The organism is Pseudomonas simiae, assembly GCF_900111895.1.
Lineage (GTDB): Bacteria > Pseudomonadota > Gammaproteobacteria > Pseudomonadales > Pseudomonadaceae > Aquipseudomonas > Aquipseudomonas simiae.
Window position 1 is genome coordinate 1 of sequence record NZ_FOKB01000002.1, and the last position, 11,881, is coordinate 11,881.

Below are 11,881 nucleotides of genomic sequence, written 5' to 3' on the forward strand. Positions count from 1 at the left end.
GGTTTCCCCATGTGAGAGTAGGTCATCGTCAAGATTAAATTCCAGAACCCCTGTTTGCTAACGCAGACAGGGGTTTTGTTTTGGGCGGTCGAAAACATTAGCGCCTCGAATCCCCCGACAAATTTGCACAGTTATTTCTGAACCAGACCACTAGAATAGGCACCTAACCTTTTTTTAGAGTCCGAGCCCTACTTATGCCCGATCCGGTTGATGCCCTTGAGGTGTCGGATTTACCGCTGGACGACCTGGTGGCATGCCATGAGTGCGACTTGCTGATGCGCAAACCAGTGCTCGCCCTTGGCGAAAAAGCCCAATGCCCGCGTTGCGGTTACGAGCTATACGCTCACCGCCACAACGTCGTTGAGCGAAGCCTCGCCTTGGTGCTGGCGGCGTTGCTGTTGTACATCCCCGCGAACTTTCTGCCGATCATGCAGCTCAATCTACTTGGGCAGTCCTCTGAAGACACGGTATGGAGCGGCGTCGTTGGCTTGTTCGATACCGGCATGCAAGGCGTTGCCGCCGTGGTATTCCTATGCAGCATGGGTATCCCATTGCTCAAGCTGCTTTGCCAGTTGGCAGTGTTGCTCAGCATTCGCTGGAACATCGGCCGCAGTTATGGACTGCTGTTTTACCGCATCTACCATCACATGAAAGACTGGGGGATGTTGGAGGTCTATCTGATGGGCGTACTGGTGGCGATCGTTAAACTCGCCGACATGGCCGCCATCACGGTGGGCCTGGGTCTTGTCTGTTTCGTCAGCTTATTAATGGTTCAGGTGCTGCTTGAGGTGGTGATGTCGCCCCACCAGATCTGGCAAGCGTTGTCAGGAGAGGATGATCATGCGGGCGATTGATGCAGGCATTCTGATTTGTACCGAATGCCATGAGTTGAACAAGCAAGACCCCGATAGCGACGAGCAGCTCTGCACGCGCTGCGGTGCGTTGATCCATGCCCGGCGCCCCAATAGCCTCACTCGCACCTGGGCGTTGCTGATCACTGCGGCAATTTTGTACATCCCCGCCAACCTGCTCCCCATCATGACGATCAATTCCTTGGGGCAGGGGGATCCCAGTACCATCATGGCCGGTGTGATCCAACTCGTTCAGCACGGCATGTTCCCTATCGCCGCCGTGGTGTTTATCGCCAGTATCCTGGTGCCGACATTTAAGCTGGTCGGCATAGGTCTGCTACTGTTCTCGGTGCAGCGTCACCAACCGCTGTCCGCGCAACAACGCATTGTGATGTACCGTTTTATCGAATTCATTGGCCGCTGGTCCATGCTGGATATCTTCGTGATCGCCATCCTGGTGGCGGTTGTAAACTTTGGGCGACTTGCCAGCGTCGAGGCTAATCTCGGCGCGGCAGCGTTCGCCAGTGTGGTGATCTTGACGATGCTTGCCGCAGTAACTTTCGATCCCCGACTGATTTGGGATAACACGGAGTCGGACGACGACCATGAGTGATTTGCCTAAAGCTAAAACCCGCCCAGCTTCCAACTGGTCGGCTATTTGGGTGCTGCCCCTGATTGCCCTGATCATCGGTGGCTGGCTGGGGTGGCGTGCCTATTCCCAACAAGGCATCGATATCCAGGTGCGCTTTGAAAGCGGCGAAGGCATCCAGGTCAACAAGACCGAAGTGGTCTACAAAGGTATGCCGGTGGGCAAGGTCAAGGCTCTGGCCTTGGACGACGAGGGTAACAATCGCGGGGTGATCGCTACCATCGAGATGAACAAGGACGTCGACCAATACCTCAAAACCAATACGCGCTTCTGGCTGGTCAAACCGAGCGTTAGCCTCGCCGGTATCACCGGCCTGGAAACCCTGGTGTCAGGCAACTACATCGCCGCCAGCCCAGGCGACGGTGAACCCACGCGCAAATTCAAGGCGCTCTCCGAAGAGCCGCCGTTGTCCGACGCGAAACCGGGCCTGCACTTGACCGTCAAGGCCGACCGCCTTGGTTCGCTCAACCGTGGCAGTCCGGTGTTCTACAAACAGATCCAGGTCGGTCAGGTCAAAAGCTACTTGCTCTCCGAAGACCAGAGCACGGTCGAGATCAAGGTCTACATCGAGCCAACCTACGCCAGTCTTGTGCGTAAACACACACGGTTCTGGAACGCCAGCGGCATCAGCATCGACGCCAATCTCTCCGGTGTAAAAGTCCGCAGCGAATCCCTTTCCAGCATCGTCGCCGGCGGCATCGCCTTCGCCACGCCGGAAAATCGCAAGGACAGCCCGCCCACGGATCCGAGCCTGCCCTTCCGTTTGTACGAGGATTTTGACGCGGCCGCAGCCGGCATCCGGGTCAAGGTCAAGCTCACCGACTTCGAAGGTCTGCAAGCTGGCCGTACGCCAGTGATGTACAAAGGCATCCAGGTCGGTAGCCTGAAAACCCTGAAGGTCGACCCGGACCTGTCCAGCGCCAACGCAGAACTGACCCTCGACCCACTGGCCGAGGATTACCTGGTGCAAGACACCCAGTTCTGGGTGGTCAAACCTTCGATTTCCCTGGCCGGCATCACCGGGCTTGAAGCCTTGGTCAAAGGCAATTACATCGCCATCCGCCCTGGTGACAAAGGCACCGCCCCACAGCGCGAATTCGTTGCCCGCGCCAAGGCTCCACCGTTGGACCTGCGCTCACCAGGCCTGCACATGGTGTTGTTCACCGACAACCTCGGCTCCCTGGATGTCGGCAGTCCGATCCTCTACAAGCAGGTCAAGGTCGGCTCGGTGCAGAGCTACCAGTTCTCGCGCAAGAACAAGCAATTGGTGATCGGCGTCCATATCGAGAAGGAATACGAAAACCTGGTCAACGGCTCGACGCGTTTCTGGAATGCCAGCGGCGTCACCCTGACCGGTGGCCTCACAGGCGGCATCCAGGTCAAGAGTGAATCCCTGGCCAGCCTGATGGCCGGCGGCATCGCCTTCGAAACCCCGGAGCCGAACGTGCCTCTGAAAAAGCGCATCCCGCGTTTCCGCTTGTTTGCCGACCGCGAAGCCGCCAACCAACACGGCACCTTGGTGACCATCAAGGTCGACCGCGCCGATGGCATGCGTCCTGGCACGCCCGTACGTTTCAAAGGTTTGGACGTCGGTAAGATTGAGAGTGTCGACCTGAGTGCCGACATGCAATCGGTGCTGCTCAGCGCCCGTATCACCCAAGTGGCAGACCGCATTGCCCGCGCCGGCAGTCAGTTCTGGGTGGTCAAGCCTGAGCTGGGACTGATGAAAACCTCTAATCTGGAAACCCTGGTCACCGGGCAATACATTGAAGTGCTGCCAGCGGCGAAAAATGCCGGCCCACAAAAGAGTTTCGTCGCGCTGGATCAACCCCCGGAAGCCGTGCACCAGGAAGCTGGCTTGAGCCTCACCCTCAGCGCCGCACGCCGCGGTTCACTGAAGGAAGGCGTACCGGTCACTTACCGAGAAGTCACCGTGGGCAAAGTGACCGGCTACGAATTGGGCCAGACCGCTGACCGCGTACTGATCCACATCCTGATCGAGCCCAAGTACGCTCCCCTGGTGCGCAGCGGCAGCCGCTTCTGGAACACCAGTGGCTTTGGTCTCGACTTTGGGCTGTTCAAAGGCGCGACGGTACGCACCGAGTCCCTGGAAACCCTGGTCGCCGGCGGTATCGCCTTCGCCACCCCAGACGGTGAGCGCATGGGCAACCCCGCCCGCCCACAGCAAACCTTCGCGCTGTTCGACAAGTTCGAAGATGAATGGCTGACCTGGGCGCCTAAAATCCCACTCGGCAAATAAACGCCGACAAAAAAGGCCGCGATCCCGAAGATCGCGGCCTTTTGCATTTCAGCGAAACAAATCAGACTTCATCCAACTCCGGCTCATCCGCCTGCACATTCATTGTCGCCTTCACCACATCGTGGCGACGGATGTACTTCCAGTCCGCCTCGTCGATATAGATCCCGTTCGGCCCACTGCCGCCTTCCAGGTCGATCGCCACCTGGGCGGATACTTGTGGCTTCACGCTGGCCAAAATCGGCACGAAGCCCAGCTGCAAGCTGGTTTCCAGCAACGCCGCCTGGTTCTTCTCGTCGATGTCCGCCGCTTCGTCAAGGTAGTACGGCAAGCGCACACGCCCAGCCTGGTCGCGGTCCATCAAGTGCAGCAACAGATACATGTTGGTCAGCGCCTTGATGGTCATGGTGGTGCCGTTGGACGCCGCACCATCGATGTCGGTGTGAATCACTGGCTGGCCATGCACCTTGGTGATTTCGAACGCCAGCTCGAACAAGTCCTTGAGGCCCAACTGGTTATGGTTGGCCGCCACCAGGCGAGCCAGGTATTCCTTGGCTTCTTCGTTCTTGTTGTCTTGTTCGGCGCTCTGGCTCAGGTCGAACACCGACAGCGTCTCGCCTTCTTCATACTGGCCGGCACTGTGGATGATCTGGTCGATATGCTTGAGGGCTTCCTTGTTCGGCGCGAGCACGATGCGGAAGCTTTGCAGGTTGGAGACCTGGCGTTTGTTGATCTCACGGTTGAACAGCGCCAACTGGTGCTCAAGGCTGTCGTAGTCGCTGCGAATATTGCGCAGGGTCCGCGCAATGTCGGTGACCGCCGCACGGCGCGCCTTGCCCAACGTCAGGGCTTCATCGGTACGGTGTGCATAGGCGTTGATCAACAACTGCAGGCGACGCTCGACATCGTCCTCGCTGTCGAACTTGGCCACGCCCTTGAGACGTACCTGGGCATACAGTGCTTCGATCTGCCCATCGGCGCGCAGCAGACCTTGCCAGCTGTCCTGATAGTCATTGAGCAGGGGCAGCAGGTTGTCCATGGAGTCGTCGACCGGGTCCATGAACGGCGTACCGAATGGCAAGTCCGCCGGCAGCAGTTGACGACGGCGCAATGCGTCATCCAGCGTGCGTTGCTTGGCTTCCATATCGCCGATCTGACGGCCCACCAGTTGCAGCTTGGCCGACAGCTGCTGGACGCGTTCAGTGAAGGCATCACTGGAGCGTTTCAACTCATCCTGCGCTGCTTCCATCTGCGCCAGGTTTTCCAGCTTCTCGCCTTCCTCCGCGCTCAGGGTTTGTGCACGGCGGAAGTCTTCCAGCGCCTTTTGTGCATCCAGCACCTGTTGGTACAGCGCTTCGGTCTGAGTCTTGCTCGCAGCGCGGTCAGACGCGACGGCCTGCTGGGTTTTCAGTTGCTTGAGTTCTTTTTCCAGGCGCTCTTTCTGGTCGCGCAATGCCGCGCGATCCGCAAGCGCCTGCAACGCCGGCGGTTCGATGTGGGAGATGTCGATGGACAGCCCCGGTACTTCAAAGCGTTCGCCTTTGAAGCCATCGAGGATCTGCTCCAGGGATTTGACCCACTGGCCATCCTCGTCCAGCGTGATGCCATGCTCGCCCAACGGCAGGCTGAACAACGAACTGTTGAACAGACGCATCAGACGCTCGACATCTTGCTGTGAGAATTCTTCCCGCAGCTTGGCGTAGCTGTTGTTGTCCGCATGGTCGAGCTGCTGTTTGACCGACTTCAGGCGCTTTTCCAGGTCGCGCAGGCGCTCGTCCAGATCCTCGGCGCTGAACTGCCGCGACTGCGCCAATGCGCCCGCCAGCTCATCGTGAGCATCCTTGGCTGCCAGCAGCTGTTGCTCTAGCACCTTCACGTCATCCACCAGCGCAAAGCGATGTTTGAGCACCGACAGCTCACCCAGCCAACGCTGGATCCCGCTGATCTCACGCTCCAGGCGCATCAATTCCTGGGTGCCGCCGCGCTGGTCATTCTGCAGCGCGTCCTGCTCGTTACGGTAATGCTCGGCCTGAATGGTCAGTTCTTCCTTGCGCGCACTGGCGTAGTCCGACCAGGTGCCCAGCAACGAATCCAGCAAGGGTGACAGGCGATGCAATTTGCCGCGCAGGATGTCGCGTTGTTTCACGCCGTTGGAAAGCGCTTCGACCAATGGACCGGCGGCGACCAAGGAGTTGTAGTCCTGCTCCATGCGCCTTACATCGCGGAAGGCTTCTTCGCACGCAGCGATGTAATCCACGCTGCCGGAACGCAGGCTGTGTTCAAACGCATCGAGGAACAGCTGCTTGAGCTTGGCCGCGGTGATTTCCCGCATGTGCAGCAGGTTGATAAACAGCGCGCGGAAGGTCTTCAGGCTTTGTTCGCTGGTGGAGCGCAGCGGAATCAGGGTCAAGTCCAGCGGAATCGACGTATGGCCGCCCACCAGCAAACGACGTAGCTCATCGGGCTTGAGTTCGTAGGCTTTCAAACCCTCGCGCTCAAGGTTGGTGAACAGCTCCTTCTGGCGCAGGCAGGTGTCGTTCTTCTGGTAGTGGGCCAAGTCCAGCTTGCCGGCATAGGCGAAGAACTGGTGACCGAAACCACCGCCCGGGCCGCGACCGACCACGCCGATCACGTGCGGGCCGTGGGGTAGAGAGACCTCCACCAGGATGTAGCTGGTATCGGTGGCGAAATAGAAACGCCGCGATTGCTCCAGGGTGTACTTGCCGAAACTCATGTCCGACATGCGCGCCAGGATCGGGAACTGCAAGGCGTTGATCGACGCGGATTTACCCAGGTTGTTCGCGCCATACACCGACAGCGGTTCTTCCAGTGGGAACAGGCCCAGGCTGTAACCGGCGGTGTTCAATAGGGCGAAGCGGCGGATGCCGTAGCGTTCCTTACTCATGCGTCGGTCTCCTGTTCTTCGGCAATGGCGCGGGCCAGGGCGTCTTCTTCGCTTTCGTCCGCAAAGTCACTCAAGTCCAGCGGGTCATCGGTTTTCAGCAATTTCTCATCGCTGTCTTCGTCGATGATCACCGGTGCCGGCAGCGGCAACACGCTATGGATGCTGGCCGCAAGATCGCGGTCCTGCTGCACCGACAGGCACACATCGAGGAAACGGTGCATTGGCGGCAGGAAGCGATAGATGCCGTTGTCTTCGCTGGCGAACCCGAGTTGAGTCATGCGGCGCATGATTTTCTCTTCGAGCTCTTCCTGGGTCTGCACTTCGGCCTGGATAAACAGGTCGCGGTACTTCTCCAGCAGCGACGGCAGTTCATCACGGCCCAGGCTGCCACCATCCAGCACGGCAATCGGGTCACGGCCCTGATCGGCCAGGTGCTCGACGATGATGAAGGTGAACAACGCCAGGCGCTGGGCGGTCTTGTTAACCTGCGCGGCGGCCACGGCGGTGTCCGGCACGAAGTAGTAGAAGCCGCGGGTATCGCAGACCAGCTCAAAGCCCAAAGCCTTGAACAGCGTGCGGTACTGGTCTTGGAAGTTCGACAGTTGCGCGTACAGCTCCGGGTCGCGGCGGCTGACGTGGTAACCCTTGAACAGCTCGCGAAAGATCGGCGCCAGCTGGGACAGTTCGGATAGATCAAGATGCATGAGGTGTACTCGCAGAGTGCTCGGCGACGTCGGATCCAGCCGGGAGCAGGGCGAATGAGCGCAGGCTGACCTGGTGCTCGTGTGTGTGGTAATCGCGGCGTTCCAGGCGCTCGCGCTTGAAGCGTTTTTCGCGGGACAGGCGCGAGAACCAGTACAGCAATTCGTCGGTGGCGCCGTCCGGTTCCTGTTCCAGCAGCCAGGTCATCAGATCCGGCATCGGCAGTGCGTCTTCGCAGCGCTCGAGCATCTCCTTGACCGTGCGCGGTGCGCGCTGGGCGTCGCCCTTGTGGGACTTGTGCGCCTTGGGGAAACGCGCCGGTTTCGGCTCGAAATTCGCCAGGGCGTACACATAGGCTTCGACCTGGCTGGCACTGCCGAGAAACGTGCTTTGCGGCCGGGTGAACATCGGCATCGCCGCTTGCGGCACCGCGTCCAGGCCTTTGCGGCGAATCGCCGACAGCGCCAGCGCCGCGCCACGGGTCACGGCATTGTGTCGGCGGGCTTCTTCACGCAGTGGCAGCAACAGCTCGCGGGCGTGACGCAAGGTCAGCTGGGCGCTGGTCTGCATTTCGAGGATGCGCGCGTGAGTGCGCAGCAGCATGTCGTCATCCACCAGGTGGCCGAGGCGCTGTTGCTCGGTGAGCATGCGCAGCAGCACATTCTCCACCTTGCGCACGCCTTGCTCGAACGCGCCGTCGGCGTTCACCAATTGGATCATCGGTTCGACGTACTCGTCCCAGGTGGCCAACACCTCCGCGTAACGCTGGCGCAACGGGATCTGCCGGTCGCTGGTCTTGGCGCGGTCGGCCACGGCAGCGAGGGCCTGTTCGTCGTTGGCGAGTTTTTTCAGCACGTCCCGCACGCGCATGTCGAGCAGGCGCAGTTGGCGGGCCAGGTCGTGGCCATCACGGATGTCGAAGGCGTCCTGGATATAACCCGCCAGGCGCTCAAGGTGGCGCAGGTAGGCTTCGATTTCCAGGCACAGGCCAAGCCGGTGCTCCTTGCGAAGATAGGCGAGGAAGTCGTGGATCTGTGCGTTGAGCTCGAAACGGTTCGGGCTCTTGGCGACAGGCACCAGGATATCCAGGCGAATCCACACGTCCAGCAGGCTGGTGATGTCCTGGGGCGTGCTGTCCAGTTGTTGGGCGGCCAATTGTGCGCGCAGTTCACCCAGGCTCAGGGTGCCTTGGTCGAAGTGTTCGCACAGTGGCTCAAGTAAGGCCCAGTGTTCGGCGAGGGCGCGCAGGACGCGCTTGGGTTCGATCATGGGAATGGCCGGCTGGTTGGCGATTAAAAGTCGCGATTGTACTGCATCGGGCGCGGGATTTATCCACAGCCGGTCAGTGCGCAGTGGGCGATTGTTGCCGAACAGCGGTAGAATCCCCGCTCTTTAGTTATCCACAAGTGGCCGAGCTGTGCTTATCGAGTCCCGACGTCGCGCTTACTTGACCGCCATGCAGGTGGTCAACTGGCTGCCCCGCACCGAACTGCCGTTTGCCGCGCCGTCGCGGCCGGAGCTGTTGCAGGCGCTTGAGCCCTTTGAGGCGTTCGAGTCGTCGGGCGAGGAGGCGGCCGCGCCGGTGGCGGTGGTCAAGCCTGCGCCTGAGACGCGCCCGGTCGTCGAACGGGCGAAGGTCGAAGTGCCGCGTCCGTCGCCGGTGACCAAGGCCGCCAAGGTGGTGGAAGAGGCGGCGCCGGTGGTCAAGGCCCCGGTGGTGCCGCCACCGCGTTTTGCCCTGCAATTGCTGCGTGCCGGACGCTGTCTGCTGCTGGTGGAATTGCCCACCGGCGAACGTTTCCAGACCCGCGACCCTGCCTACATGCTGCTCAAGGACATGCTGCGCGCCGCCGGCCTGCCCGACAGCCCGCAGATCGTCGGCGACCCGGTGCGCTGGCCGCTTCTGGTCCGCGGCAACATGGACCAGGGCCCGGAAGCCGCTCGGGATTTTGTGCAAGGTTTTGTGTCGGCACGCCTGGAGGACGAACCCTGTGTGTGCCTGTGGCTGATCGGCCTGCCCGCCGTGCGCTTTGCCGGCGAAGCCAATGCCGAAGCCTGGTATCGCGAACTGCAGGTCGAAGGCCTGGGTTCGGTATGGGCCCTGCCGGGCCTGGAATTATTAATGGAAGAGCCACAGCGTAAGGCTGATGTCTGGCAAGCCATGCGCCGGCTGATGGCGCGCTGGAAAACAACCGATGAGTGAGGCTTTATCCTTCCGCCCGATGACCGAGGCTGACCTCGACGCCGTGCTGAAAATCGAATACGCGGCGTTCAGCCATCCCTGGACCCGTGGCATTTTTCTCGATGGGCTGGGCAAGTACCAGATCTGGCTGATGTTCGAAGGGGAGCAGCAGGTGGGGCATGGCGTGGTGCAGATCATCCTCGACGAAGCGCACCTGTTGAACATCACCGTAAAGCCGGAGAATCAGGGCCGCGGCCTTGGCCTGGCGCTGTTGGAACACTTGATGTCCCGTGCCTACGCCGCCAGTGCACGTGAGTGCTTCCTGGAGGTGCGTGACAGCAATACTGGCGCGTTCCGCCTGTATGAGCGCTATGGCTTCAATGAAATTGGCCGGCGTCGAGATTACTACCCTGCCATCGGGGGCCGCGAAGACGCGGTCGTCATGGCCTGCACGTTGGTGGATTAACCACAAATCCAAATGTGGGAGCGGGCTTGCTCGCGCAAGCAGTGTGTCAGTCAAGATATCGGTCGACTGGCACTCCGCATTCGTGAGCAAGCTCGCTCCCACCTGTTGAACCGCGTTTTTTCAGCGGTTGCCGTCAATCGGATCAAGGTCGGCCAGCTCTGCCTCATCCAACCCATTCCCGCCGCCAATTTCATCTTCATCGACGATACTCAAGTCCCAATCCGCCTGCTCGCCTTCACCGGCTTCCTGGGCATCCCGCGCACCGTCTTCATGGATCAGCGTTTCCGGGCTCATGTCATCATCCGTAGACTCATGATCCGCCGTCGAAGCGCCCGTCATCCCGGCCTCACGCACCCGCTCTTCGGGCATCAGATGCTCGCGCTCACGAGGTGGAATCTCATCGCCAATCTCTGCCGTAGGCGCTTCCTCGTCAAAATCCAGCTCGCGCATCGAGCCCATCCGGTCTTCGTTGTCGTCAATGGGTTCAGGCTGCGTAGCGCCGTAGGGACGTCGTGATTCAGTCATGGCCAATCCTCATACTGTGGGGCTTATAGTGTGTGGACAGGCTGCGCGTCCCAAAGATTCAAGCTAATTTGCGTGCGGCGTGACCTGGACGAAGGGTTGTCAGTCACAAAACTGCGCATCATTCCTGAGGCTTTCCCTGATGAACGAACTACAAGACCTGCTTGATAACAACGAACGCTGGGCGGACGCGATCAAACAGGAAGATCCCGAATTCTTCGCCAAGCTCGCCCGCCAACAAACCCCGGAATACCTGTGGATAGGCTGTTCCGACGCCCGCGTCCCGGCCAACGAAATCGTCGGCATGCTGCCGGGTGATCTGTTCGTGCACCGTAACGTGGCCAACGTGGTGCTGCACACCGACCTCAATTGCCTGTCGGTGATCCAGTACGCGGTGGACGTGCTCAAGGTCAAACACATTCTCGTCACCGGCCACTATGGCTGTGGCGGCGTGCGTGCTTCGATGCAAGACCGGCAGTTCGGCTTGATCGACGGCTGGCTGCGCACCATTCGTGATCTTTATTACGAAAACCGTGACCTGCTGGCCCAGCTGCCGACCGAAGAAGAGCGCGTCGACCGCCTGTGCGAGCTGAATGTGATCCAGCAAGTGGCCAACGTTGGCCATACCAGCATTGTGCAAAACGCCTGGCACCGTGGGCAGAGCCTGTCGATCCATGGCTGCATCTACGGCATCAAGGATGGCCGCTGGAAGAGCTTGAACACCACCATCAGTGGTTTCGAGCAGCTGCCGCCGCAGTATCGCCTGCGTCCGTTGGGTGAAGCCTAAGGGCGTTTGCGCTCGCGCCACCGGGCCATGAACGCCTGCCCCTCGGCGTTCAGCGGCTCGTCACGGCCGGTAATCCAGCCCCGGCAGTTGAGTTCGCCACACTGGCAGGCGAACTGTCGGAACAGCGCGTCTTCGGTCACCGCGTAATCCATGGTCAGCAGGGCGCCGGCAGGGATTTCATGCAGGGCCCAGACCTCCAGGTAGTGCACGTCGAGAAACACGTTCGGTTTGCACGAATGCGACAGCAGCCCACTGAACCAACAGTCGTAGAGGTGGATGCGCGGCGACAGCTGCAAGGTGTGCAGGCGTCGCTCGCTCAAGACGTAGCCGGAGATCCTGGCGATGCATACACGCCCGTCAAAGGCCGCGAGAGTCTTGACCCCGGCAACCCTGCCGCCGGGGGCCTGTATGACCTCGAATTGCGTGCTCGACGGGTAGCCTTGTCCTTTTGCCAGCTCTGATTTGAAAGGGTAAAGGCAGTCACTTACCGCGGTTCTAGCCTTATCCATGGCTTGAGTCTTCATAACTCTCCTGGCTTAGGCTGCATCGACCAGAGGGTG

The 11,881-nt window shown here is 60.2% G+C and carries 11 protein-coding genes; 6 read left to right on the forward strand and 5 right to left on the reverse strand.

All coding sequences use genetic code 11. The annotated features are described in order from the left end of the window. The first annotated feature begins 194 nt into the window (after positions 1-194). The 3 genes from BMZ57_RS05950 to BMZ57_RS05960 are packed head-to-tail and all read left to right on the forward strand — an operon-like array spanning position 195 to position 3,760. Positions 195-854, forward strand: coding sequence for a paraquat-inducible protein A (locus tag BMZ57_RS05950; RefSeq protein WP_010213403.1), 660 nt, complete (start codon positions 195-197; stop codon positions 852-854). Further along, entirely contained in the window at positions 841-1,464 is a 624-nt protein-coding gene (locus tag BMZ57_RS05955) for a paraquat-inducible protein A (protein WP_010213402.1), read from the forward strand. The genes BMZ57_RS05950 and BMZ57_RS05955 overlap by 14 nt, the downstream gene beginning before the upstream one ends. After that, positions 1,457-3,760 carry a PqiB family protein gene (locus tag BMZ57_RS05960; protein WP_010213401.1) on the forward strand — a complete coding sequence of 768 codons (2,304 nt, stop codon included), beginning with the start codon at positions 1,457-1,459 and terminating at the stop codon, positions 3,758-3,760. Before BMZ57_RS05955 ends, BMZ57_RS05960 begins: the two co-directional genes overlap by 8 nt. 61 nt (positions 3,761-3,821) lie before the next feature. On the opposite strand, the gene mksF is transcribed toward BMZ57_RS05960, so the two are convergent. Genes mksF through mksB form a run of 3 tightly spaced genes read right to left on the reverse strand, consistent with a single transcriptional unit; the run spans position 3,822 to position 8,633 of the window. Then, positions 3,822-6,662 carry an Mks condensin complex protein MksF gene (gene mksF / locus BMZ57_RS05965; RefSeq protein ID WP_010213400.1) on the reverse strand — a complete coding sequence of 947 codons (2,841 nt, stop codon included), beginning with the start codon at positions 6,660-6,662 and terminating at the stop codon, positions 3,822-3,824. Then, positions 6,659-7,366 carry an Mks condensin complex protein MksE gene (gene mksE, locus BMZ57_RS05970; RefSeq protein WP_010213399.1) on the reverse strand — a complete coding sequence of 236 codons (708 nt, stop codon included), beginning with the start codon at positions 7,364-7,366 and terminating at the stop codon, positions 6,659-6,661. The genes mksF and mksE overlap by 4 nt, the downstream gene beginning before the upstream one ends. After that, positions 7,356-8,633: an Mks condensin complex protein MksB gene (mksB, locus tag BMZ57_RS05975; RefSeq protein ID WP_010213398.1), complete on the reverse strand. Its 1,278-nt coding sequence runs from the start codon at positions 8,631-8,633 to the stop codon at positions 7,356-7,358. Before mksB ends, mksE begins: the two co-directional genes overlap by 11 nt. A gap of 187 nt (positions 8,634-8,820) precedes the next feature. Between mksB and BMZ57_RS05980 the strand changes: the two genes are divergently transcribed. After that, entirely contained in the window at positions 8,821-9,567 is a 747-nt protein-coding gene (locus BMZ57_RS05980; protein ID WP_031291041.1) for a hypothetical protein, read from the forward strand. Next, positions 9,560-10,012: a ribosomal protein S18-alanine N-acetyltransferase gene (gene rimI / locus BMZ57_RS05985; protein WP_010213396.1), complete on the forward strand. Its 453-nt coding sequence runs from the start codon at positions 9,560-9,562 to the stop codon at positions 10,010-10,012. The genes BMZ57_RS05980 and rimI overlap by 8 nt, the downstream gene beginning before the upstream one ends. 120 nt (positions 10,013-10,132) lie before the next feature. On the opposite strand, the gene BMZ57_RS05990 is transcribed toward rimI, so the two are convergent. Beyond that, positions 10,133-10,537 (reverse strand): hypothetical protein, encoded by a 405-nt coding sequence (locus tag BMZ57_RS05990; protein WP_010213395.1) that lies wholly within the window; start codon positions 10,535-10,537, stop codon positions 10,133-10,135. 139 nt (positions 10,538-10,676) lie between these two features. On the opposite strand from BMZ57_RS05990, the gene can reads away from it, so the two are divergent. Next, the gene (gene can / locus BMZ57_RS05995; protein WP_010213394.1) at positions 10,677-11,321 is read left to right on the forward strand and encodes a carbonate dehydratase; all 645 of its coding nucleotides are present in this window, start codon (positions 10,677-10,679) and stop codon (positions 11,319-11,321) included. Here can and BMZ57_RS06000 read toward each other — a convergent pair. Continuing rightward, entirely contained in the window at positions 11,318-11,845 is a 528-nt protein-coding gene (locus tag BMZ57_RS06000; RefSeq protein ID WP_042571025.1) for an SET domain-containing protein, read from the reverse strand. The two genes, can and BMZ57_RS06000, sit on opposite strands and share 4 nt — an antisense overlap. Between the last annotated feature and the right edge of the window lie 36 nt (positions 11,846-11,881).

Coding starts and splice junctions, on each gene's coding strand:
- can (WP_010213394.1), top strand. CDS start 10,677: ATGAACGAACTACAAGACCTGCTTGATAACAACGAACGCTGGGCGGAC.
- mksE (WP_010213399.1), bottom strand. CDS start 7,366: ATGCATCTTGATCTATCCGAACTGTCCCAGCTGGCGCCGATCTTTCGC.
- BMZ57_RS06000 (WP_042571025.1), bottom strand. CDS start 11,845: ATGAAGACTCAAGCCATGGATAAGGCTAGAACCGCGGTAAGTGACTGC.
- BMZ57_RS05990 (WP_010213395.1), bottom strand. CDS start 10,537: ATGACTGAATCACGACGTCCCTACGGCGCTACGCAGCCTGAACCCATT.
- mksF (WP_010213400.1), bottom strand. CDS start 6,662: ATGAGTAAGGAACGCTACGGCATCCGCCGCTTCGCCCTATTGAACACC.
- mksB (WP_010213398.1), bottom strand. CDS start 8,633: ATGATCGAACCCAAGCGCGTCCTGCGCGCCCTCGCCGAACACTGGGCC.
- BMZ57_RS05950 (WP_010213403.1), top strand. CDS start 195: ATGCCCGATCCGGTTGATGCCCTTGAGGTGTCGGATTTACCGCTGGAC.
- rimI (WP_010213396.1), top strand. CDS start 9,560: ATGAGTGAGGCTTTATCCTTCCGCCCGATGACCGAGGCTGACCTCGAC.
- BMZ57_RS05955 (WP_010213402.1), top strand. CDS start 841: ATGCGGGCGATTGATGCAGGCATTCTGATTTGTACCGAATGCCATGAG.
- BMZ57_RS05960 (WP_010213401.1), top strand. CDS start 1,457: ATGAGTGATTTGCCTAAAGCTAAAACCCGCCCAGCTTCCAACTGGTCG.
- BMZ57_RS05980 (WP_031291041.1), top strand. CDS start 8,821: ATGCAGGTGGTCAACTGGCTGCCCCGCACCGAACTGCCGTTTGCCGCG.